The sequence below is a fragment of the Leifsonia sp. 10L418 genome (assembly GCF_056395445.1).
Map to the genome: position 1 here is coordinate 195,406 of NZ_JBFTJN010000002.1, position 20,716 is coordinate 216,121.

25 protein-coding genes and 1 tRNA gene are annotated in these 20,716 nt (G+C 64.2%); 10 read left to right on the forward strand and 16 right to left on the reverse strand.

Translation table 11 applies throughout. The features are described 5' to 3' along the window. Positions 1–48 precede the first annotated feature (48 nt). On the reverse strand, positions 49–573 hold the full coding sequence (locus AC1DCF_RS04310; RefSeq protein ID WP_441790570.1) for a hypothetical protein: 525 nt from the start codon (positions 571–573) through the stop codon (positions 49–51). 352 nt (positions 574–925) lie between these two features. Continuing rightward, the gene (gene dcd / locus AC1DCF_RS04315) at positions 926–1,540 is read right to left on the reverse strand and encodes a dCTP deaminase (protein WP_477209965.1); all 615 of its coding nucleotides are present in this window, start codon (positions 1,538–1,540) and stop codon (positions 926–928) included. Positions 1,541–1,611: 71 nt separating this feature from the next. Between dcd and AC1DCF_RS04320 the strand changes: the two genes are divergently transcribed. After that, a tRNA-Gly gene (locus AC1DCF_RS04320) sits at positions 1,612–1,682 on the forward strand. Positions 1,683–1,736: 54 nt separating this feature from the next. Here AC1DCF_RS04320 and AC1DCF_RS04325 read toward each other — a convergent pair. Next, positions 1,737–2,981, reverse strand: coding sequence for an MFS transporter (locus tag AC1DCF_RS04325; protein WP_477209966.1), 1,245 nt, complete (start codon positions 2,979–2,981; stop codon positions 1,737–1,739). A 148-nt stretch (positions 2,982–3,129) separates the two neighbouring features. Here AC1DCF_RS04325 and AC1DCF_RS04330 point away from each other — a divergent pair, with 148 nt between their 5' ends. After that, positions 3,130–3,492 carry an ArsR/SmtB family transcription factor gene (locus AC1DCF_RS04330; RefSeq protein ID WP_477209967.1) on the forward strand — a complete coding sequence of 121 codons (363 nt, stop codon included), beginning with the start codon at positions 3,130–3,132 and terminating at the stop codon, positions 3,490–3,492. Positions 3,493–3,686: 194 nt separating this feature from the next. On the opposite strand, the gene AC1DCF_RS04335 is transcribed toward AC1DCF_RS04330, so the two are convergent. Beyond that, positions 3,687–4,619 (reverse strand): DMT family transporter, encoded by a 933-nt coding sequence (locus AC1DCF_RS04335; RefSeq protein ID WP_477209968.1) that lies wholly within the window; start codon positions 4,617–4,619, stop codon positions 3,687–3,689. 215 nt (positions 4,620–4,834) lie between these two features. On the opposite strand from AC1DCF_RS04335, the gene AC1DCF_RS04340 reads away from it, so the two are divergent. Together AC1DCF_RS04340 and AC1DCF_RS04345 are read left to right on the forward strand one after the other, a co-directional pair. Further along, complete coding sequence (locus tag AC1DCF_RS04340; protein ID WP_477209969.1) at positions 4,835–5,134, forward strand: hypothetical protein; 300 nt, start codon at positions 4,835–4,837, stop codon at positions 5,132–5,134. 23 nt (positions 5,135–5,157) lie between these two features. Beyond that, positions 5,158–5,658, forward strand: coding sequence for a DUF1269 domain-containing protein (locus AC1DCF_RS04345; RefSeq protein WP_477209970.1), 501 nt, complete (start codon positions 5,158–5,160; stop codon positions 5,656–5,658). 10 nt (positions 5,659–5,668) lie between these two features. Here the strand turns inward: AC1DCF_RS04345 and AC1DCF_RS04350 are convergent, their stop codons facing one another. Then, complete coding sequence (locus AC1DCF_RS04350; protein ID WP_477209971.1) at positions 5,669–6,559, reverse strand: alpha/beta fold hydrolase; 891 nt, start codon at positions 6,557–6,559, stop codon at positions 5,669–5,671. 51 nt (positions 6,560–6,610) lie between these two features. Further along, positions 6,611–7,831, reverse strand: coding sequence for a calcium:cation antiporter (locus AC1DCF_RS04355; protein WP_477209972.1), 1,221 nt, complete (start codon positions 7,829–7,831; stop codon positions 6,611–6,613). 281 nt (positions 7,832–8,112) lie between these two features. Here AC1DCF_RS04355 and AC1DCF_RS04360 point away from each other — a divergent pair, with 281 nt between their 5' ends. Then, on the forward strand, positions 8,113–8,991 hold the full coding sequence (locus AC1DCF_RS04360) for an EamA family transporter (protein WP_477209973.1): 879 nt from the start codon (positions 8,113–8,115) through the stop codon (positions 8,989–8,991). Here AC1DCF_RS04360 and AC1DCF_RS04365 read toward each other — a convergent pair. Continuing rightward, positions 8,988–9,629, reverse strand: coding sequence for a TetR family transcriptional regulator (locus tag AC1DCF_RS04365; RefSeq protein WP_477209974.1), 642 nt, complete (start codon positions 9,627–9,629; stop codon positions 8,988–8,990). The two genes, AC1DCF_RS04360 and AC1DCF_RS04365, sit on opposite strands and share 4 nt — an antisense overlap. Before the next feature lie 113 nt (positions 9,630–9,742). Between AC1DCF_RS04365 and AC1DCF_RS04370 the strand changes: the two genes are divergently transcribed. Further along, a complete protein-coding gene (locus tag AC1DCF_RS04370; RefSeq protein WP_477209975.1) occupies positions 9,743–10,528 on the forward strand; it encodes an SDR family NAD(P)-dependent oxidoreductase in 786 nt (261 codons plus the stop codon). A 179-nt stretch (positions 10,529–10,707) separates the two neighbouring features. Here AC1DCF_RS04370 and pip read toward each other — a convergent pair whose 3' ends face one another. Together pip and AC1DCF_RS04380 are read right to left on the reverse strand one after the other, a co-directional pair. Further along, on the reverse strand, positions 10,708–11,667 hold the full coding sequence (gene pip / locus AC1DCF_RS04375; RefSeq protein WP_477209976.1) for a prolyl aminopeptidase: 960 nt from the start codon (positions 11,665–11,667) through the stop codon (positions 10,708–10,710). Between the two features lie 152 nt (positions 11,668–11,819). Continuing rightward, entirely contained in the window at positions 11,820–13,271 is a 1,452-nt protein-coding gene (locus AC1DCF_RS04380; RefSeq protein ID WP_477209977.1) for a glycosyltransferase, read from the reverse strand. Between the two features lie 136 nt (positions 13,272–13,407). On the opposite strand from AC1DCF_RS04380, the gene AC1DCF_RS04385 reads away from it, so the two are divergent. Next, entirely contained in the window at positions 13,408–13,731 is a 324-nt protein-coding gene (locus tag AC1DCF_RS04385) for a thioredoxin family protein (RefSeq protein ID WP_477209978.1), read from the forward strand. Positions 13,732–13,746: 15 nt separating this feature from the next. On the opposite strand, the gene AC1DCF_RS04390 is transcribed toward AC1DCF_RS04385, so the two are convergent. The 6 genes from AC1DCF_RS04390 to AC1DCF_RS04415 all read right to left on the reverse strand — a co-directional run bounded on the left by AC1DCF_RS04390 (position 13,747) and on the right by AC1DCF_RS04415 (position 17,896). After that, positions 13,747–14,532 carry an aminoglycoside phosphotransferase family protein gene (locus AC1DCF_RS04390; RefSeq protein ID WP_477209979.1) on the reverse strand — a complete coding sequence of 262 codons (786 nt, stop codon included), beginning with the start codon at positions 14,530–14,532 and terminating at the stop codon, positions 13,747–13,749. A 35-nt stretch (positions 14,533–14,567) separates the two neighbouring features. Next, positions 14,568–15,251 carry a cation diffusion facilitator family transporter gene (locus AC1DCF_RS04395; RefSeq protein ID WP_477209980.1) on the reverse strand — a complete coding sequence of 228 codons (684 nt, stop codon included), beginning with the start codon at positions 15,249–15,251 and terminating at the stop codon, positions 14,568–14,570. Beyond that, complete coding sequence (gene cmtR / locus AC1DCF_RS04400) at positions 15,248–15,601, reverse strand: Cd(II)/Pb(II)-sensing metalloregulatory transcriptional regulator CmtR (protein ID WP_477209981.1); 354 nt, start codon at positions 15,599–15,601, stop codon at positions 15,248–15,250. The genes AC1DCF_RS04395 and cmtR overlap by 4 nt, the downstream gene beginning before the upstream one ends. Positions 15,602–15,694: 93 nt before the next feature. Further along, complete coding sequence (locus AC1DCF_RS04405) at positions 15,695–15,997, reverse strand: hypothetical protein (protein ID WP_477209982.1); 303 nt, start codon at positions 15,995–15,997, stop codon at positions 15,695–15,697. A gap of 146 nt (positions 15,998–16,143) precedes the next feature. Further along, positions 16,144–16,641: a DUF6328 family protein gene (locus tag AC1DCF_RS04410; protein ID WP_477209983.1), complete on the reverse strand. Its 498-nt coding sequence runs from the start codon at positions 16,639–16,641 to the stop codon at positions 16,144–16,146. A 94-nt stretch (positions 16,642–16,735) separates the two neighbouring features. Beyond that, a complete protein-coding gene (locus AC1DCF_RS04415) occupies positions 16,736–17,896 on the reverse strand; it encodes a GyrI-like domain-containing protein (protein WP_477209984.1) in 1,161 nt (386 codons plus the stop codon). A 98-nt stretch (positions 17,897–17,994) separates the two neighbouring features. On the opposite strand from AC1DCF_RS04415, the gene AC1DCF_RS04420 reads away from it, so the two are divergent. Next, positions 17,995–18,801 carry a lysostaphin resistance A-like protein gene (locus tag AC1DCF_RS04420; RefSeq protein ID WP_477209985.1) on the forward strand — a complete coding sequence of 269 codons (807 nt, stop codon included), beginning with the start codon at positions 17,995–17,997 and terminating at the stop codon, positions 18,799–18,801. A 66-nt stretch (positions 18,802–18,867) separates the two neighbouring features. Here AC1DCF_RS04420 and AC1DCF_RS04425 read toward each other — a convergent pair whose 3' ends face one another. Further along, entirely contained in the window at positions 18,868–19,458 is a 591-nt protein-coding gene (locus AC1DCF_RS04425) for a helix-turn-helix domain-containing protein (protein ID WP_477209986.1), read from the reverse strand. 133 nt (positions 19,459–19,591) lie between these two features. Between AC1DCF_RS04425 and AC1DCF_RS04430 the strand changes: the two genes are divergently transcribed. After that, complete coding sequence (locus AC1DCF_RS04430; RefSeq protein WP_477209987.1) at positions 19,592–19,855, forward strand: putative antibiotic biosynthesis monooxygenase; 264 nt, start codon at positions 19,592–19,594, stop codon at positions 19,853–19,855. Positions 19,856–19,929: 74 nt separating this feature from the next. Further along, positions 19,930–20,700 carry a hypothetical protein gene (locus tag AC1DCF_RS04435; RefSeq protein WP_477209988.1) on the forward strand — a complete coding sequence of 257 codons (771 nt, stop codon included), beginning with the start codon at positions 19,930–19,932 and terminating at the stop codon, positions 20,698–20,700. Positions 20,701–20,716: the final 16 nt, after the last annotated feature.

Here is a 20,716-nt window from a genome sequence, read left to right on the forward strand (position 1 = left end):
CGTTCTGAGAACGGCTCACCAGGTCTCGACAAGCTCGACCAACGGTGACTAGTGAATCCGGGTGCCCTCGTTGCGCTCGATCAGGTGCCAGGTCACACCTTCGTCGTCAGACAGCCAGCCCTCCCAGGTGTAGCTGTCCTCGGTGATGTTGGTGAAGTTCCAGCGGATGGAGCGACCGTCGGTGCGCATGCCGTCCTGGCGGATTCCGTGGCGCCAGGCGGTGGCGATCAGGTTGCAGTACTCCCCCATCGTCGGCGCGAAATAGCTCACTCGCCAGACGCCGGCGTGCGGGTCGTAGACGCGCACGGCGGTGGCCACGGTTTCAAAGCCCGACGGATGCGTGTCGCTCGGCACGACCTCGACATCCTGCACCGCACGGCCGTCGAGGATGAACTCGGCGATCCAGGTGAAGTCGCGCTCGTGCCACTCACCCGTTGCTTCGTCGAGCCGTGAGCCCTTCGCCGACCAGGAGCCGACCAGCTGGCCGAACCTGCTCATCCGACCCGGGTAGTCCGGGGTCGGGCCGCTGGCGGTGAGCGCCTCGGCGAAACGGGGATCGGTTGCGGAGGTCATGACCCAATTTTACCCAGGGGATGTTGCATCCGTATTTCGTGATTTCCTCCTGTGACAGCCCCAGGTGCGCACGAAAACATCACAAATCGGCTCCGGCAACGCAAAAACACCACCGATCGGCAGAATCTGCACGATCGGTGATGTTTTCGAGCGGCGGCGCCGACGGTGAACTGGACGCTGGCCACGAGCGAGCAGGCCTAGTCTGCGTCTGGCCGTATCCAGCCATTTTGTTGCTCGAGCGCAACGTAAAGGAGGAGATTCTGCGACATTCCGAGCGAACCTGGCTGGTTGCGGCGGCGAGTCGCAGAAGCTCCTCCTTTGCAGAATCTCCTCCTTTAAGTGCGGGCGACCGCTACTCGCCGCTCGGCTCCAGCGCGAGACCGCGGTCGTCCGAGACATCCGTGCGGTGGAAGTTGAGGAATGAGCGCGACGCGGTCGGTCCGCGCTGGCCCTGGTAACGGGAGCTGTATTCCTGCGAGCCGTAGGGCTTCTCGGCCGGCGACGACAGACGGAAGAAGCACATCTGGCCGATCTTCATGCCGGGCCAGAGCTTGATCGGCAGCGTCGCGACGTTGCTGAGCTCGAGGGTGACGTGACCCGAGAAGCCGGGGTCGATGAAGCCGGCGGTCGAGTGGGTGAGCAGGCCGAGACGACCGAGCGAGCTCTTGCCCTCGAGGCGGGCCGCGATGTCGTCGGGCAGGGTGACCTGCTCGTAGGTCGAACCGAGCACGAACTCACCGGGGTGCAGGATGAAGGGTTCGTTCGGCTCCGCCTCGATCAGACGGGTGAGGTCAGGCTGGTCGGCGGCCGGATCGATGAACGGGTACTTGTGGTTGTCGAACAGCCGGAAGAAGCGATCCAGGCGCACGTCAATGCTGGATGGCTGGATCATCTCCGGCTGGTATGGCGCGAGGCCAATTCGTTCTGCCTGAAGTTCTGCCTTGATGTCACGGTCGGAGAGAAGCACGTTGCCAGCCTATCGGCGTGAGGTTGCTAAGCTGGCACCGTTCCGGTGTCTGTTCGTCAGAAGCCGGTCGCGCGGATGTAGTTCAATGGTAGAACTTCAGCTTCCCAAGCTGATAGCGCGGGTTCGATTCCCGTCATCCGCTCACTTTCGTTTCCCTCACTGTCTGTGAGTTCTCAGCCACGTTGAGCAGAGGCAGTCACGATGCAGCTCCGACCATCGCGGATGAACGTGTCGGCGTGACTCCCGTGGGCCAGAAGCGGCGAGCCGCGAACGCGCTGGCAAACGCAATGACAAAGAGAAGAACTGCGGCGGCCGTCAGGCTCACGGAACCGACCCAGCCGGCAAGCGGGTAGGTGACGAGGAAACAGGCGTGCGAGAGCGAAAACTGCGCTGTGTAGATCGAGCCGCGCGTGTCATCGGTGGAGGCGCGCAGGAGAAGGCGTGACGACGGTGTGCTGATGAGGGAGTTTCCGGCGCCGATAATGAACCACGCGGCCAGGAGCATCCACCAGGCTCCGTCCCACTCTTTCGCTGCAATGGTCATCGGAATCGAGAGGAGCAACCCACTCGCGGAAACCATTCCTCCGGAGAACATGACGGTGCGGTCACCGAACCGGCTGAGTAGTCGAGGCACGTTGAGCGCCACAAGCAGCGATCCGGCTCCGTAGCACGCGAGTGCCATCGCCAGGCTCGAGCTGGACAGGCCGAACACGTCACGGGAGTAGACGACGCTGTTGACGAGTACCAGCGCGGTCGCGGCGCCGACCGTGAGATTCATCAGCATCAAAAAGCGCAGGCTGGGAGTGCGCGCGAAAATTCGAACGCCGAGTGTCGTGCGCTGCCAGAGGTTGCCCGGCTGGGCGACGAGCATCTGCCTCGGCAGGGTCGTTGCGAGGACCAGGGTCGCCGAGGCGAGAAAGCCAATCATGGTGCCGAGGAAGAGGTTGTTGTAGCTGATCACGGTCAACAGAATCGCGGCAAGGATGGGGCTAACGAGTGCCTCGAGGTCATAGGCGAGACGGGAGAGTGAGAGCGCTTTCGTGTAGTCCCTTTCTTCGGGAAGAACCGTTGGAATGAGCGACTGGAACGCCGGGGTGAACGTGGCAGATGCCGCCTGCAATACGAAGACCAGAACATAGATCTGCCAGATTTCGCCGAGAAATGGCAGCGACAGGGCCACGAGCGCACGGATGACGTCGGCCGAGACGAGTACGACCTTCTTCGGAAGCCGCACGACGAGCGCCGCGATGACGGGGGCGACTCCCACGAACGCGACCATCTTGATGGTCAACGCCGTTCCCAGCACCGCGCCGGCGTTCGAGCCGGCAAGGTCATACGCCAGCAAGCCCAGCGCGACGGTCAGCAGCCCGGTGCCCAGAAGCGCGACAACCTGCGCGGCAAACAGATTTCGGTAGACGGGGCTTCGCAGAACGGACAGCACGCGTGACTCCAAACGATTGATGATTCAGTAATCATATATCTGCGCAACCATGCAGATATGCATGTACGCGGATTCGGCCAGCGGAGTGGCAATGCGCAATGCTGCGGGCTTCAGCCGCCCCTGCCTGCTTCCGTGAAAGGATCGGCATATGGATGCAGACAAGCCCGTGTGCGGCCGTGAGCCCGATAGCCAATACGTCGAACTCGCCGTCGAGGTTTTCGCCATGCTTGCCGATGCAACGCGTGTGCGGATTGTGCTCGCACTGCGCGACGGTGAGATGTCGGTGAATCGCCTGGCCGACATCGTGGACAAGTCACCGGCAGCGGTCTCGCAGCATCTCGCCAAGCTTCGGCTCGGTCGTTTCGTCACTACTCGGCAGGAGGGYACGCGGGTGTACTACCGACTTGAAAACGACCACGTCTCCAAGCTGGTGACCGACGCCATCTTCCAGGCTGAGCACTCGCTCGGCGGCACACCTCGGCACCACGCCGCGGCCGATCACTCGAACTAGACGGGCAGGCAAGCCCCGGGACGATCTCTTGGCGCTTGGCAGCCTGTGGTCGAAGGGATTAGCGACACAAACTAGCTCCTTGTCGGCAGCGCATGGAGATCCAGAACGGCAGTGGCGACCGCATGCGGTGCATTATGTGGCACTGCGCGGTGAGTTCGCCGCGGCCAGCATCCCTGGGGGACGCATCCGTAGATCTATCTCCGCGGGCCTTCCGGCGGCGGTTGGTTCCGATGCGACAGCTGGAACACCCCCAGAACAGCGAGAGCTCCCGCAATAACGAAGACGACGCCGGCCCACCAGGGAGCGGCGGCGGCTTCGCCGAGAACGATGATCCCGATGGTTACTCCGACCATCGGATCGATCACCGTCAAACCCGCGACGACGAGGTGCGGCGGTCCGCTCGAGTACGCGGTCTGTACGAGGTAGGAGCCGGCGAGCGCCGTGACGATGATCGCGACGAGTGCCACGATCGTGAGGCCGTCCCCCGGCACGAGCGTGAAGCCGTGCAAGACAATGGTGTGCACGCGGTCGATGACAACCTTCGCGAGGGATGCGACGAATCCGAAGAGAATTCCGCCGGCAATGATGTAGAAGACCGCTGGCGATCGCTTGCGAAAGAGCACAAAGGCCACGGTCAGAAGCGTGAGCACGCACGCCAGGATGATCAGCACGATGACCAACTGCTGAGTCTCGATGGGCACGGACGTTGTGGTGACGGCGGCCACCCCGACGAACACCCCGATCCCGCCAACACACAAGAGAATCGCGCGGATCGCAGGCCTACCGAGCCGGATGCCGGTCGACCGGGCGTTGAGCAGGGCGGTGATGACCAGGGCCAGCGCGCCCAGCGGCTGCACGACAGTCAACGGCGCAAGGAACAAACTGATGAGCTGCAGAACAACTGCAACCCCCAGCATCAGTGTGCCGACCAACCACGCTGGGCGGCGGACCAGGGCAAACAAATGCCCGATACCGAGCCCGGCCTTCGCGCTGTCGCTGCTGGCAGCGTCGACGTTGGTCACCCCGCGATGCTGGAATTGTGCACCGAACGCCAAGAATACAGAGCCAATAAGCGCGACTGGAATGCCGAGCGCCTGAAGCGGCGTCAACGTGACGAACTCGCCCATCTCACCAACGTACTCGCCAGGACCACCCTCGTTAGATCCGGCCGAGGCGCGTACCGTGGAAGCAGCGCACAGCGCAGTGTCGACGGCAACCGAGTCTTGGCTCCATCCTTCGTTCTTCTGGCCCGGCCTGGCCTGGCCGGGAGGTCGTTCTGCACTCGAAGCAACAGCCGCGCAGCGACTCCGTTCGCTCGCCAGTCCACGTAAAAGGAGGCATCATGAGCTCACCCGGGGACAGCCCTCTCCAGTCGGCCGCAGGCGCGGCCGCTGACATCGCCCACGACACAACGGAGAAGCTGAAAGGAGCGGCTGGCGACGTCGCTGCGACCGTGGTGGATGTCGCCTCCCACGTCGCGCAATCGGCTCCCGAGATCGGGTCGCATGTTCAGGATTCTGTCGACGAATCGGTGGGATTCCTACGCCGCCAGTTGCGCGAACTCCCGGTCGTCGTGCTGGCCACTGCGGCGCTGATCGCTCTGTTGTTCGGCTTCACCATGGGCCGCAAGTCGATGCTCTGACCGGACGCTGTTCGGCTGACGCCATGTCTACGCTCATCATTTTTAGCTTCACTGACCAGGACCAGGCTCAGGGAGCGTACGAACGTATCCAAGAACTGAACGACGCCGCAGTGCTCACCCTCGTCGGCGCGGCGATGATTTCCGTGGATGGCGCGGGTGAAGTGGTGATGACGAAGGCTTCCTTTGGCAAGGCGGACCGGGCACGAGTTGTGCAGAGTGCGGCATTTGGACTCATCCTCGGGTCGCTCGCACTTGCGCCGGTATTGGGGTTTGCTGCCGGCGGAGTCATCGGTGACGTCTTCGAGGCGCGGGAGAAACACGACGACCAGGTGGACTCGAAATTCCGCCGCCGGGTCACCGAATCGATGAAGCTCCGGCACTGGGCGTTGGCGCTCTACGCGGTCGAGGTCGCGGAGGGCGAACTCGGCCGCCAGCTTCAGCCATTCGGTGGGACCATGCTGGTCTCCCGTCTCAGCGCGGAGGATGATCTTGCTCTTGCCCAGGTGCTGGGTGCCGGCGAATAGACCATCACTTCTACGCCCGGAGATCCAGCACCGCGGAAGCGACAGCATGCGGCGCATCGTGAGGCATGTCGTGTCCGCTTGAGACGAGACGGTGATCAACGAGTCGCGTGAACCGCTCGGCGTGGGCTTCCCTGCTCTGCGGCTCCACCATGGGGTCTTCGGTCGGATCGAGCACAATGGTCGGCACGGTGATCTGCGGTTGGCCGGCAAGCGCGAGCTCAAGCTCGGCATACAGTTCGGCCCCGGCAACAAGGCCGAAGCGGTGACGGTACGAGTGGATGACGACGTCGACGAAGTCGGGGTTTTCGAATGCGACCGCGGCGCGTGCAAACTCAGTCGGCGAGAACGCGCGACCCGGCGCCCACTCCTGCCACAACTGCGCGGTGAGTTCGCCGCGGTACTTTTCGAGGCCCGCACGGCCTCGCTCACCATGGAAATAGAACTGGTACCAGCCGCGGCTCTCCTCCAGCGGCGGTTCAGGCTCATTGAATCGCGCGATGTCCTGAATCTCGTAACCACCGACCGCGACGAGTCCCCCGATGAGCTCTGGGCGGATCGCGGCCGCGATGCAGGCCGCACGGCCACCCCAGTCGAAGCCCACGACGATGGGGTTGTCCAGGGAGAGGGTCTCGATCAAGTCGATGGCATCGGTGCCAATCGCTGCTTGCTGGCCCGATCGAAGCGTCGACTCCGAAATGAACCGCGTCGGGCCGTACCCCCTCAGATACGGGGCAACGACCCGTGCTCCCGCGCCAACCAATTCGTCGGCGACCGCTTCGTACGAGTGCGGATCGAACGGGAATCCGTGCAGGAGCAGCACCGGCCAGCCGTCTTCGGGCCCGGCCGTCTCGATCGCCACGTCGAGCTGTCCGCTCCGAATGATCCTGCGCGTGAAGTCCATGGGGGCAACGCTAGCTTCATTTCGGTGCGTGCCCGGCAACGCAGAGGTCCCTTACGGAGCGAAACTCAGCAGCACGAACATCCCGAACAGCACCAGATGCGCGGCACCGTGCAGGCTGGTTGTGCGGCGCGCAGTGAAGGTGACGATCGTCAGCACGAGCGTCGTGACGATGAGCAGCATGTTCGCGGGCGACTCACCGAGCACAACCGCCTTGCCCGTCAGGAGACCGATGATGAGCACGGCCGGGATCGTGAGCCCGACCGTCGACACGAAGGCTCCGAGCCCGAGGTTGATCGTGCGCTGCGTCTCATTGCCGAGCGACGCACGGATGGCGGTCGCGGCCTCCGGGGTGAAGACGATCGCTGCGATGAGCACGCCGCTCAGCACGGCCGGGGCATCCAGCAGCTCGATGCCGACATCAAGCAAGATCGCGAGGTCGTGCGAAAGCAACACGATGGGCAGCACGAAGATCACCAGCAGCACGGAATGCGTGAAGAGGGTCGCGCGTCGGATCCGCGAGGCTGCGGTCGACGGAGCGGAAGGAGCGTTCGCCGACTGCTGCGCCGGAGAACCTTTTTGTGGTGTGCCCAGCCCCGGCTGCACAAACAGGTCTCGGTGTGTCGTCATCTGCAAAATGAGGAAGAACGCGTAGAGGGCGGCGGCCAGCACCGAGAGCACGATCGCCTGCAGAGGAACCAGCGAGCCGTCAGCAGTCGACGAGGTGAAGTTCGGAAGCACGAGTGAGAGCAGCGAGAGCACGACGATCATCGCCAGATACGAGGATGTGCCCTGCCGGTTGTACGCCTGCTGGCCATACTTCAGCCCGCCGGCCACGAGCGCGACACCCATGACGCCATTCAAGATGATCATCATCACGGCGAACAAGGAATCGCGGCCGATCGTCGGGGATGCAGCGGGGCCGAGCATCACCGACGAAATCAGGATCACCTCGATGAGAACGATCGACAGCGTGAGAACAAGGGTGCCGAAAGGCTCGCCGAGCGCCTGAGCGAGATGCTCGGCCTCGCGAACCACACCAAACGACGCGACGACGATGGCCGCCAAGATCACGACGAAAGATCCGCCGGCGACGGTCGGAGCGATCGGTGCGGCAAACAGATACGGACCGAGGGCGACGGATGCGGCGACAACGGCCCATACGAGCACGAGCGGCACGAAAACCGATGGGGAACGGAGCACCGCGAACACCGCAGCGCCGGGCGAGGCCGGAGTGGGCTCATCGGTCGACGGGGAGCGGGGAGGAGTAGTCATGTCATTGCCCGGGTTCCCGCCCCAATCTAGGGGGCCTAGCGTGGCAGCGTCAACGGCGGATGCCACCTTCTGCGATGGCTTCTTCGTCTAAACGCGTACCCCTGACGTTTACTTCCTGCTGCTACGCTCACCCGCGATAGCGCCTAGGGTTCCGGGACGATACACCGTCTGTCTGGTTCGAGCGGCGCCACGGCCGACCGCGATCGATCTGCCGTCATCTCAAGGGATAGAAGCCTGGAGGACCCCTGTATCGCGCCTCCGCGCGGCAGGAAAGGTCCTCTGTGTCAGCGTTCGTTCTCTTTCTTGTCCTGTCCGCCGCGGTCTGCCATGCGGCCTGGAATGTGCTTGCTCACGGCGTGAGCCGAATCGGGATTCCGTTTCTCTGGTGGGGCGCGCTGGCGAGCACAATGATCTGGGCTCCACTCATTCCACTGACCGGCGGTCTCGGAGACGGCGGTCCCGAGATCGTCGAGGGGTTCGCTCTGGGCGTCGGCGTCTCCGGAGTTCTGCACGTCGCCTACATGCTGGTGCTGCAGCAGGGCTACGCGCGCGGTCAGTTGTCGACGGTCTATGCGACCGCACGGGGAACGGGACCCGCGTTGAGCTCATTCCTCGCCGTGGTGCTGCTCGGAGAGCACATCAGCCTGGTTGCCGGTATCGGCATCGCCGTCGTCGTCTTCGGGGTGGTCATCACCGGCCTGATCGGTCGAACGAAACCGATGCCGGGTGTGCGGCGGGGGCTAGATCTCAGCATCGTCTTCGGGGTGCTGACGGGCGTCGCCATTGCCACCTACACAATTTGGGATACGCATGCACTGCGTACCTGGGGCTTGTCGCCGGTGGCGTTTATGGTCGGCTGTACGCTGGTCGAACTCGTGCTCTACGCCCCGTGGATGCTTCGTCGCCGGCACGAGATGCTCGCCGCCTGCCGCGCCCACTGGCCGCGCATCCTGGCCTTCGGGGTGCTTTCCCCGCTGTCGTACCTACTCATCCTGACGGCCGTGACGCTGGCGCCGGTGGCACTGGTCGCTCCGATTCGGGAGGTCAGTGTGGTGTTGGTGTCGCTCTTCGGGGTACTGGTGCTGCGCGAGGATTCGGCGGTCCGTCGCATCGGGGCGTCGGTCCTGGTCGTCGGCGGCGTGCTGATGCTGGCGTTCTAGGCGTCCGCTTCCACCGGATACAGCTCCACGCCGTGGGTGAGTTGGCGCAGTGCGCGGATGGCGAGCAAGGCCGGCATCCCGGGATCTGACATCGGGTCTTCGGCCGCAGCGCAGGCCTCGAGGGCGACACGCAGCGCATCCGTGGCCGCCGACGCGATGAGACGCACGGCAAAGGGATCGGCAGCGGGGCCGGCCAGGGTCGCGACCACCTCGCGCAGTTGCACCTCCGATTCGCCGTTCACGCGGTACCAGACGAACTGCAGGTCAGGGTCTTCGTCGGCGGCGCGCACCAGGCCGAGCGTCCAACGCAGTCCTTCGAGGTCGGCGTCGCTTCGCGGGGTGAGTACCTCCACGATGGTGCGTTCGAGGGCCTCGAGCGGCTCCTCCTGCGGAGCCGAGGCGGCCAGGAGCGCCCGCCAGTGGCCCGCGCCTACCGTGAGCAGCGGCGCCACGGCGTCTTCCTTGGTGCGGAAGTATCGGTAGAAGGTGCGCACGGCAACCCCCGCTTGCTGGGCGATTTCCTCGGCCGTGACCGCGGCGGCACCCCGATCCGCGAACAGTCGCGCGGCGGCACGTGCAATCTCGAGCTGGGTCGTCGCCTTGCGGCGCTCGGTGAGGCTCGGGGGTGTGGAGTCCATGTCAGGAGCGTACGCTGCTCGCGCCACCTGTGCATACCCTGCATAGGTGGCACATCGTGCCACATCGGCGTAACGTGTAGCGCAACTCCTTCCCGAATGAAAGGTCACACGACATGAACCGTTACACCGGACGCCGCGCCATCGTCACCGGCGGAGGCTCTGGCATCGGCCAGGCCACCGTGCTCCGCATGCTTTCCGAGGGCGGCAACGTCGTCGCGGCCGACGTCAGCGAGGCGGGTCTCGCCGACACCGTCGCCAAGGCCGGCGACGCTGCCGACCGCCTCACGACCGTGGTCGTGAACATTGCTGACGAGGCATCCGTGGCCGCCGCCGTTGCGACCGCCGTCGAGGCGCTCGGCGGACTCGACGTGCTCGTGAATGCCGCTGGCATCCTGCGCTCGTCGCACACGCACTCGACGACGCTCGAGGCGTTCCAGCAGGTCATCAACGTGAACCTCGTCGGCACCTTCCTCATGATCCGTGAGGCAATCCCGGCACTGCTCGAGGGCAACGGCTCGGCCGTCGTCAACTTCAGCTCCACCTCGGCCGCATTCGCGCACCCCTACATGGCGGCCTATGCAGCCAGCAAGGGCGGCGTGCAGTCGATGACGCACGCCCTCGCCGCCGAATACGCCAAGCAGGGCATCCGGTTCAACTCCGTGCAACCCGGCTCGATCTCGTCTGGCATGACCGACGGCAGCGGCGAGAGCAAGCAGAGCCAGGGCCCCGGCCTGCCCGAAGATGCTGACTTCAGCCTGTTCATGAAGCTCGCCCCGGCCATCAAGCAGGGCTTCGCCGGCCCCGAGGCCGTCGCCGGCGTCGTAGCGATGCTCGCGAGCGACGACGGCGCGTTCGTCACCGGCACCGAGGTGCGCATCGACGGCGGTACGCACTTCTAGTTCGGCGAGCGCCCGCCACTCTGGCCCGGCGCGGTTTATCCCGGTGGGCGCGCGCTCTACCCCGCGCCCACCGGAATACACCGCGCCGGGACTACTCACAATGCCCCGAGGTGGCGCGATCCGGTCGTCTGCGAGAGCGGCTGCCTCGGGTCGCGCGACCTCGTTCGCGCTCGGTCGGGCTATGGCGCGTCGGCGAACCGGCGCCCCGCCTCCAGGATGAGCTGCGTCATTCGCTGGCTGCCCTGGTGGCCCGATTCGGCAATGACGTGCAATTCGGCGTCGGGCCAGGCCTGGGCGAGAGCCCAGGGAACGTCAACCGGGCTCCCAATGTCGAGCTGCCCATGCAGCATGACGCCGGGGATTCCGGCGAGCCGGGAGGCATCGCGCAGAATTTGCCCCTCCTCCAACCAGGCCCCATGGTGAAAGTAGTGAGCGACGATCCTCGCGAACTGCAGGCGGAAGTCGGCATCCGCGTACCGAGTGCTCGGCACCCATCCGGGCTCCAGCGAGACCGCGGCGTCCTCCCAATCGCACCACTGCTGTGCCGCATCGCGCTGGGCATCATCGTCGTCGGATTCGTTGAGCAGCCGGTTGTAGGCCGCGACGAGATCGCCATTCTGTTCGACTAGGGGGACGCCGGCTCGAAAGCGGGCCCACTGCTCGGGAAGATAGCGCCCGGTCTCGTGATACAGCCAGTGCACGTCGCTTCGGCGGGTCATCGTCACGGCGACCAGCACGAGAGCGCGCACGCGCTCGGGAAAAGTTTCGGCGTAGGCGAGCGCCAACGTGCACCCCCACGAGCCGCCCCAGACGACCCACCGATCAACGCAGAGCTGTTCGCGCAACTGCTCGATGTCCGCAATCAGGTGATGCGTGGTGTTGGTGTCGAGACTGACTCGTGGGTCACTCGCCAGCGGCGTGCTTTGGCCGCAGTTGCGCTGATCCATCTGCACGATCAGGTATTGCTCCGGGTCCCAGTTGCGCCGACCTCCGGGCGTCGTGCCCGAGCCCGGCCCACCATGGAGCATCAGCACCGGGGTGCCCTCAGGATTTCCGCTCGTCTCCCAATAGATCTGGTGACTGTCGCCGACGTCCATCATTCCCGTCGCATACGGTTCGATCGGCGGATGCTTCTCCACAACACTCCTCAGATTCGCAACGGCGCCGTTGCTTTGACGATCGGGGGCCCGCTGACCTTATCCGCATTCACCGGAGGCAGCCCTGATGCGCTCGAAGCGGGTGGGGTCGAGGCAATCGCGCAGGAACCGCACGGCGGCTACGACTTGATACCCTACTCAAGCTTTCGCCGGAGGCTGCTCCGCAGCTCTCGCGCCCAGAGCTTGATCACGGCTTGGTCGGAATACTGGCGGGCGGTGCGCTGCGCATTCCGTCGCATTCGGGCAATCCCGGCCGGGCGCATCCGTTGCAGCGACAGTATCGCTTCGGTCAGGGCCGCTTCGTCGCCCGCGGGCACCAGCAGCCCGTTGCGTCCGTGGGTGATGATGTCTGCCGGCCCGTAGGGGATGTCGTAGGCAATGGGGATGCACCCTGCCGCCATGCTCTCGAGAAGCACAAGCGCGAACGCCTCGGATCGGGAGGTCAGCAGAAGGAACGACGCCGAAGCGAGTTGCGCGCGGGCGTTGTTGACGTGTCCGTGTAATCGCACAAACGCCGTCACACCACTGTGTTCAATGAACTGTTCAAGTGCAGCGCGCTGGTCGCCCTCTCCGTAGATGTCGAGCGAGACGGGAGTAGTGCTGGCACCGATCGCGGCGACGGTGGACCGCACCGCGTGGTCGACTCGCTTCAACCGACTGAGCGAAGCGATGACGGCTCCATGACCGACCTGCCGAGGCGCCCGGGTGTCGGAATCTACCTCGGGTTCAGTGCTGTTCGGAATGACGGTCAGGTTCGGAACCGACCCGAGAAGTTGCTCAATGTCTGATTTCTGTCGCTGGGTGAGTACGACGACAGAATCGAATCCGTCGAGGTTGTCGATGACAGCGGTGCGCGAGGCTCGGATGACTCCGGTGTCGCCGTCGGAGACATGTGTGCCGTGGATCACATGAATGGTGAGCGCATCGGCACGCCGGTAGCCGAGCATAAAGCGTGCCGAAGTCTTACTGTCGATGATCATGATCGAGAGGATGCCTCCGCGCAGCCGATCGAGCCAGAACCGATAGAGGCCCCAGATCGAACCCCACGATCGCACTGGCTGACCGGTGCTATCGCAGAGCACGACGGAGCGGCCGCCGAGGATTCCCGGCTGGTGAACGTCGCGTCGATCGCTGGCCAGAAGTGTTCCATCGAGCCTGAAATAGTCAACTTGAAGCACTGTGCTCCGGTCGTCGGAGAACCGGGTGCGGGTGAGTTCGCGCCCGTCCCGCGCCGCGGATGCGAAGCCAAGACTGCTCTCGAGCGGAGTAAACGGATGCTTGTTGAGCGCGAGTGAACCCGGCGCGCTCGATGGCGTTTCGTGCTCGCGCAACCAGTCCCAGAGATTGACCAGTTTCATGGCTGGCACAAGCTCACCTCGCTCACGCAAGTTCTGCTCCACCGTCGGGTAGTCGGGGTTGCCATCGAACGTGAGAATCTCGACGGCCTTGCCGGCAAGCTGAGCGAAGGCACGGGAGCGCTGAAGCAGCACACTCGTCATTCCGCCGTAGTTTTCTGGGATGCCCCACGTCACCGCGAAGTAGCGGGCATCCGGTAAGGAAATCCGAGCTCGAGGGCCCTTATTCATTGGCGTCCAGTCCGGTCGGCAGTTGACTGCGAATGAGAACTCTGCCGGGTGGTTCTGTCACACCTGACACCGTAACATCCGATTCTGACGGCACCCCGGGATCGGCGGGATGGCTCGACGCGACAAGAATAGAAGCATGAAGATCGAAATCCTGCACATCGACGACTGCCCGAACTCCGATGAGGTGCAGGTGCGCATGCGTCGTGCCGTCGAGGTCGCCGGTGTGACGGATGCCGAGATCGTCGCCACGTTGCTGCGCTCGAGCGAAGACGCCGCCGGCACGCTCTTCGCAGGTTCGCCGACCGTGCTGATCAACGGAGCCGATGCCTTCCCCGGCGCAGATCGCACGTCTGACTTGGCCTGTCGCATCTATCCGGCCGGAGACGGGTTCGACGGGCTGCCGACGTGCGAACAAATCATCGCGGTGCTCCGCGAACAGTCACGGTCTGCAGAAAACTAGAGGCACAGCAACCCGTCAATCGATGACGCTCTGCCAGATCGCCTCGTTGCCTTCGATGTAGTCGATGTCACGGAGATAGATGTCGAGATGGCCATCGTCAATATGACGGGCGAAGTTCTCGTCGCCGGCCGCGGCCGACGCACGCATCAGTGAGACGAGCCATTCGAGACGAGGCGCCACCATCCCGATGGCCTCACGGCGAGACTCACGATCGCAGCCGTAGGCGTCGAGGAACGCTCGCGCACGCCGTGCCTGCACTCGACTGTCCGAGAAGTCGTCGGTTGCGCCGAACGAGAGTGACATCGGGGCGAATCGATACAACGCGTACGCCACATCCCACGCACGTGGCCCGAGCCGGGCATGGTCGAAGTCGATCATCGCGACAGCCGAGCCATCACGAAAGACCACGTTGTAGGGCGCAAAATCGCCGTGGCAGACCACTTCGACCGGCTGGAGGGGGTCGTGCTGAAGACCGGCGAGACCCGTTTCTGCGCGGTCGACGGTGACGCCATGAAACTCGCGAAGCAGGTGTGCAGCCGTGACCAGCGCCGTTTCACTGCGCACGGATGCCGAGAGCGGGTAGTTTCCGACGTCGCCGGGAACGAATTCGAGCATCTCGCGCCCCTGGGCATCCGTGCCGAGCACGCGCGGAGAACCGCGGAACCCGTGCTCGGCCACATGTGTCAGAAGAAGGTGAACCGCCGGAGTCCAGTACCGGGTCGGCCGGCGCACGGAGTCGCCCACCTTCACGACTGTCGTCGTTCCGCCGCCAGGGAGTTCGATTTCGTCGGACTCCCCCACGCTCGCTTGTGGTCTCTCCTCGTGATTCATTCGCATCACTCGCCGTGGTGAGACGCCTCAGCGTGCTCCCCATCCTCGAGAAGCATGCCGACCGGGGTGGCGCAGGTGTCACCCTTCCAGGCTTCGATTCCCTCCCGAATGGCAAACACCGCGATGACCAAGGCCGCAATCGGGTCAGCCCAACTCCACCCCAGCGTCGAGTTGAGAACAAGCCCCATCAGAACCGCAGCCGAGAGATATGTGCAGAGCAGGGTCTGCTTGGAATCAGCGATTGCTGTCGCAGAGCCCAGTTCGCGACCAGTGCGGCGCTCGAACCAGGAAAGGAACGGCATCACGACCACGCTCACCGCGGTGATGATGATTCCGAGCGTGCTGTGCTGGGGCTCGATGGCCCCGGCCAGAGACAACACCGCGCTGACGCTCACATAGGCTGCCAGAGCAAAGAACGCGAACGCGATGACACGCAGCGTTCCCTTTTCATACTTCTCCGGGTCGGCTCGAGAGAACTGCCAGGCAACGGCCGCCGCCGAGAGCACCTCGACGAGCGAGTCAAGACCGAATCCGATCAGCGCCGCCGATGACGCCATCGAGCCGGCCACCACCGACACGACAGCCTCGATGAGGTTGTAGCCGATGGTGAACGCAACGATCCATCGGATACGCCGGTGCAGCAGTTCCTTGCGAGCTTGCGACATCTCGGGGCGGCTGGCGACCGTCATCGAGTCTCCTCGCAGCATCCGGGCACCGGGCACGCTGCATCTTGGCAGGGCGCCGATTCGTCAACGGCGAGCACGACATCCAACAATGCGGTCAAGGCAATGCTGAGGTGGGGGTCGGCGATGGAGTAGCGGGTCTGCCGACCCTCCGGTTCAGCGACGACGATTCCGCAGTCGCGCAGGCAGGTCAGGTGATTGGAGACGTTCTGGCGCGTGAGGCCCAGCGTTTCCGCCAACGCAGCCGGGTAGGTGGAGCCGTCCACGAGCACCATCAGGATGCGGGACCGCGTGGGGTCGGCCATCGCCCGGCCCAGCCGGTTCATGACGTCGAGGCGGGAAGCGACTGTGAGCATACGAGAACAATACAGCCCGCGCTGTACTGTGCCAACGCACGCGGAGCCGAGCGGAGCCGAGGTCGGATTATTCAGCCGGAAAACCCGGCGACTTCATCGCGTCGACTTGCGGCCCATTGACATGCCCAGCACAAAGGCGACGAGAGCAACGCAGGCCAAGACGGCACCAGGCCGTTCGCGGAGCTGACGGTGAACGAATCCCTTGGACTCGTCCAGGGAGTGCTGAGCTTGTGACCGCGCCTCGGAAGCCGCCTCGGTGACCCGCGACGTGGCGTCCCCCACCGCCGATGAGACATCGTCGGCGATGTTCGAGGCCTTTTTCCCGGTATCACGGAGAATCCCGGCGGCCGCGTCCGCGACCGAACCAATCTGGCTGTCGTCCGTTGAACTCATCATGTCTCCTCGTCGGTGATTCTGTGCGCGAGCCGCGACCCAGTAACCGGATCGCGGGGACTGCTTCGTTTCTCACACGGTACGCGCGCAATCCAGATCTCACGAGGGTGACGTGTCGAGACATGGAGGACCAGATGGTGCCGCGGCGCCTACTGACTCGGGATGCGATGACGGGCAGACCGAGGAAGCACCACAAGCACGAAGAGGAGCAGCGCGAAGATCACCGTGCCCACGATGATTCCGGCAAGGAGGCTGGTCACCACGTCGAAGATGAACATCACCACGCCGCCGGTGAGCAGCGCCACCAGCAGAAGCGTCACCCGCAGGAGTCGGTCGCCGATCACGACGACGCGCTCCTTCTGGTGACGTCGAAAGAGGGTGCGGTGCAGGCTCACCGGCGCCAGGCCGACGGCGGTCGCCGACGCAGCGAGTATGACGAGGGCCAGATACGTCGTGACCTGACGGTCATTCAATTGGCTGAAACGCTGCTGAAAGGCGATCGCCAGTAGAAAGCCACTGATGATCTGGGTGCCGGTTTGTGTCACCCGCAGCTCCTGGAGGATCTCCTCCCAGTTGCGGTCGAACCGCTCGTTCGCTGACTCACCACGCCCATCACTGGCTGGTGCAGGATGCGCCGGGTCAGTCATCAGGGCCACCTCCCGATCGGTCGGGTCGGATCGTGTGAGTCAGTTCGCCGCCAGCCTAGGCCTGCATCCGCGTCGGTGGAATCTCGGAGGGCGATCAGTGGGCGCGCGGCCGAACGGGTTGCCTCAGGATGGTCTTGAGCTTGGCCGGATCCGTGCGCCGCGCATCGCTGAGGTAGATCTCGTGATGGTCGCCGTTGAAGGTGAGGCCGTTCTCGGGGATGTACTCATGGTGCAGCCGGTCGAGGGTCGGCGCTTCATCGTCGTACGGGCCGATGTGCAGAATCTGCACCGACATCCCTTCGTCAAGGGTGATCAGCGAGAGCAGGTCCAGCGCCGGGAGGTTCTTCTTCGCGCTCAGGGCGGTGATCGCCGCAGCGACCATCTCCTCGGTGATCCAATCGGGCTGGCTGATCATCATGGTCCAGTCCCACGAACTCTTGTCACGCGTCACGAACACCTCCATGTCGCCTGCTCGCCACAGGCCTTCCAGCGGGGCGACAACGAAGTCCCGGCTCAGTGACTTTTTGCTCTCGAACTTCAGCGTGTACGCGGTGCCGTAGAGCGCTTCGAGCGCCGCAGCATAGGCCGGTGCGGTGTTGGGGTCGCCGTGCCCGTCGATCGCGAGATATTGAGTTCTCGGAACCTCGACGATCGTGAAGTTCTTCGACGGCGGCGAGAAGAGCTCCTTCCTGGCCGCTTTGACGTCGTACTTTTCCATAGTCATCTCCCTCTCGATCGTTGCCACTGTGCGGGTGGTCCACTCCGCGTCGGCCAGCAGCATGGTCTCGCTGTAGTCGAAGATCGCGGATGCCGCCGCAGGCAGCGGTTGCTGCCGGCTTCGAGTTGCTCGCACCTCGGCAAGTTGCGTCCGCAACGCGTCTTCTCGCTCCCTGAGCCGTGCCGCCACCTCACTGTCGGGGAGGCCAGGGGCGTTCGCCATGGCGACGAGCACTCGAGCCCGCAACGGCTCCAGCGAGGCGAGGGCATCGAGCGAGGCGGCGACGTAGAGCTCGTGGCCCGTTGCCGTCAGTCGAAATGTCGCTCGTGATTTTCCCGGCCCGACCGGCCCCGCCGCTTCGATCAGTCCCCGCTTGGCGAGCTTGTCGAACAGGTAGTAAATCGACGAGAAACCGAGCGCGGTCCAGTTGCGCACACCGCGCTCGTCAATCACCTTCTCGAGCTCATACCCGTGTCGGGGACTCTCGGAGAGGAGCCCGAGAATGGTCAGCTCGGCGTCGGTCAGGGTCGGGGACATGCGATTACTCTAGCGCTAGAATAATTCGCGCGCGATGATTCGGCGAGGTCGAGCGCCCACGCCGCCGGTACGCCGGTCAGGTATGGGAGCATTTAGCAATGACGACAGCTCTGAGAGTTCAGCCCAAGGTGTGGATCGGTTTCACTATTTGGGTCGGATACGCGCTTCTGATGTTTGCCTTCCAGCAGTTCTCGAACGTGCCATACACGGCCCTCGGCGAGAGCGGCTCGAATCTGTTCTGGGGCGTCGGCTTCTCCCTCGTCGTCGGAACCGTGCTGCTGGCGATCACGACGACGTTGCTCGGCTGGTGGCGGCCCGCCCTGTTCGACAGTGCGGTCAGTGCACATCGGTGGCCGATCATCGCGCCGATCCTGATGGCCGTGCTGCTCCTTGTAAATCTCGCTCTCACCGACTGGGGCTCGTTCGACCTGGCGTTCCTGGCCGCGTCGATCGTACTGCTGCTGGTGGGCTTCACCGAAGAACTGACCACGCGCGGGTTGCTCCTGGTGGCCCTGCGCAGTCGCCTGAGCGAAGTGTGGGTCTGGCTGATCAGTACCGCCTGCTTCGCGCTGATGCACTACATTAATGTGTTCGGCGGCCAGGGCTTCCTTCCCACCACCGGGCAGGTCTTCTTCGCCTTCCTCGGTGGCACGATCTTCTACATCCTGCGCCGCACGACGGGATCGCTGATCTGGGCGATGCTGCTGCACGCGTTCTGGGACTTCGCCACCTTCGCCATCGGCCACGGCAGCTCGGCGATGGTTGGGAGCATCACCGGAATCATCTACGGCGGCGTCGGGATCTTCGCGCTTGTCGCCGTCTGGTGGACCTTCCGCAGCACGGATGACGCCCCGCTGATGAACGCCACCGCGCCGGCGGTCACGACCACGGCCACCACCGCGTAGCCGGGGCCACGTCGCAGGCGCGGAGTCGCCCTCCGCGCCTGCAAACAACCCAGCTCGTCGGCGCCACTAACTCCGCGAGGCGCTGGACCGAGCGCGCAGATGGATGCGTTGTCCCTGCTTCCCGAACATGCTCAGAATCTCCACCGGAGCCCCACCTGCCGATCCGAACCAGTGCGGATTCCGTGTGTCGAACTCTGCGGCTTCGCCCGCGCCGAGCACGATGTCGTGTTCGCCGAGCACGAGGCGGAGCCGGCCGGAGAGAACGTAGATCCATTCGTACCCGGTATGCGTTCGTAGGTCGACTTCGCGCTCCGACGCGGGGATCGTGATCTTGTAGGCCTGCGGCTCGCCGTGGTGCTGGGAGAGCGGAGTGAGGATCCGCCCGTCGGTTCGGGTCGGCTTGAGCGGTACACGAGGGTCTTCGATTCTCGGCGAGGTGACGATCTCGTCCAGAGGCACGGCCAACGCCGCGACGATCGGAAGCAGGAGTTCCAGGCTCGGTTTTCTCTGCCCGGATTCAAGTCGCGACAGGGTGCTCTTTGAGATCCCGGTGGCCTTGGCGAGGTCGTCGAGAGTCAGATTCTTCTTCTGACGGATGCGACGCACCCGCGGCGCGATCTGGTTCAGCTCTGTCGCGATGCGTTGCGTGGCACTCATCAGACCATCGAAACACGACGTCCCGGTTTCAGCAACAGAAGTCCCAGATTTCTGGCTTGTGGTGGCACCGTCGTTGTAGAGGTGGTGGCCACCACTCTCAACTACTAAGCCCCTCACCCCGTAAGGAACCCTCATGTCCCAGCCCACCTCCCAGCCCGGCGCCATGAACGCCACTGCCACCCGTCCCCCGTCGATCCATGCGAAGGCAGTCATCACGTGGATCGCCATCTTCCCGCTCGTGTCGCTCGGCTTTTATGCCATCGCGCCGTTTGCGGGCGAGTGGAATCCGGTGCTGCGCGCGTTCGTACTCTCGATTGTGGTCGTTCCGATCGCCGTGTACCTGGTGGTACCGCAGCTGATGCGCGCCTACGGAAAGCTCCAAGCGGTTCGCCGCTAGCTCTCCCCCATCGGGACCTCGGTGAATGTGGTCGGTCAACGCGCTCCAGCGTCATGTGCAGTATTCTCGACGTGGTGACCGACCCCACTCTGCGCCTCCCGGCGAAAACGTTCCGCGCTGTGCTCGACCTCGGCCCTCTCCCGGTCGGCGGCCCGCCTCTTCCCGCGCGATTTGTGCATCCTGAATTCGATGTCGAGTTGCTCGAAGACGGCGGCAGCGAGATCGCTGCGTTCTACCTTGAGTTCGCCGACGGGCAGCTTCACCTCGAGGTCAGTAACGACAGGCTTGAGCACCACTTCCACGGCGCGGCCGGGGAACACGCGGATGCAAGCCCGTGGTCGGACGAAGACACCGACGCTCTCCTCGCCTGGGCGACGATTCACATCGCCCACGTGCTGCCGATCCTTCCCGAACTGCTCGACAACATCGACGAAGCCGCGGAATGGTGCGACATCGGCTTGCCTGTCTACGCTCGCGACTATGAGCCGGTTCCCCTCGAGATCGTCGAGGTCGAGGTGGAGGGCGACCTGCTCATGCTCCCCTGGCTGGGCGCCGGCCAGGTCGACCACGAACACCTCGATGGTCCCGATGAGCCGATCGCGCTGCTCTGGTCTCCGAACGACGAACCGGCGGATGTGCCGATCGCGAAGGCGTGGCTGGATCTCGGAACCGGACACCCGGCATCCGCGGCCGAACCGGGCATCGACTGGACGGCGGTCGGTTTGCCCGAATCTGAAGTGCTCGCGTGGTTCGAGGGTTTCTACCTCAACCACCAGGTGATCGCCGACCCGGCCGACTTGATTCGGGTGGCTGCGATGAAGCGGATCGCCGGCTTCGACAGCTAGCCGGGTGCGCGCCCCG

Bases quoted from the DNA above. Each gene is read 5' to 3' on its own strand.
- AC1DCF_RS04310 (WP_441790570.1), bottom strand. From the start codon at position 573: ATGACCTCCGCAACCGATCCCCGTTTCGCCGAGGCGCTCACCGCCAGC.
- AC1DCF_RS04335 (WP_477209968.1), bottom strand. From the start codon at position 4,619: ATGGGCGAGTTCGTCACGTTGACGCCGCTTCAGGCGCTCGGCATTCCA.
- AC1DCF_RS04395 (WP_477209980.1), bottom strand. From the start codon at position 15,251: ATGACGGTCGCCAGCCGCCCCGAGATGTCGCAAGCTCGCAAGGAACTG.
- cmtR (WP_477209981.1), bottom strand. From the start codon at position 15,601: ATGCTCACAGTCGCTTCCCGCCTCGACGTCATGAACCGGCTGGGCCGG.
- AC1DCF_RS04420 (WP_477209985.1), top strand. From the start codon at position 17,995: ATGACGACAGCTCTGAGAGTTCAGCCCAAGGTGTGGATCGGTTTCACT.
- AC1DCF_RS04350 (WP_477209971.1), bottom strand. From the start codon at position 6,559: ATGGACTTCACGCGCAGGATCATTCGGAGCGGACAGCTCGACGTGGCG.
- AC1DCF_RS04425 (WP_477209986.1), bottom strand. From the start codon at position 19,458: ATGAGTGCCACGCAACGCATCGCGACAGAGCTGAACCAGATCGCGCCG.
- AC1DCF_RS04410 (WP_477209983.1), bottom strand. From the start codon at position 16,641: ATGACTGACCCGGCGCATCCTGCACCAGCCAGTGATGGGCGTGGTGAG.
- AC1DCF_RS04370 (WP_477209975.1), top strand. From the start codon at position 9,743: ATGAACCGTTACACCGGACGCCGCGCCATCGTCACCGGCGGAGGCTCT.
- AC1DCF_RS04380 (WP_477209977.1), bottom strand. From the start codon at position 13,271: ATGAATAAGGGCCCTCGAGCTCGGATTTCCTTACCGGATGCCCGCTAC.
- AC1DCF_RS04415 (WP_477209984.1), bottom strand. From the start codon at position 17,896: ATGTCCCCGACCCTGACCGACGCCGAGCTGACCATTCTCGGGCTCCTC.
- AC1DCF_RS04345 (WP_477209970.1), top strand. From the start codon at position 5,158: ATGTCTACGCTCATCATTTTTAGCTTCACTGACCAGGACCAGGCTCAG.
- AC1DCF_RS04355 (WP_477209972.1), bottom strand. From the start codon at position 7,831: ATGACTACTCCTCCCCGCTCCCCGTCGACCGATGAGCCCACTCCGGCC.
- AC1DCF_RS04385 (WP_477209978.1), top strand. From the start codon at position 13,408: ATGAAGATCGAAATCCTGCACATCGACGACTGCCCGAACTCCGATGAG.
- AC1DCF_RS04365 (WP_477209974.1), bottom strand. From the start codon at position 9,629: ATGGACTCCACACCCCCGAGCCTCACCGAGCGCCGCAAGGCGACGACC.
- AC1DCF_RS04430 (WP_477209987.1), top strand. From the start codon at position 19,592: ATGTCCCAGCCCACCTCCCAGCCCGGCGCCATGAACGCCACTGCCACC.
- AC1DCF_RS04405 (WP_477209982.1), bottom strand. From the start codon at position 15,997: ATGATGAGTTCAACGGACGACAGCCAGATTGGTTCGGTCGCGGACGCG.
- AC1DCF_RS04340 (WP_477209969.1), top strand. From the start codon at position 4,835: ATGAGCTCACCCGGGGACAGCCCTCTCCAGTCGGCCGCAGGCGCGGCC.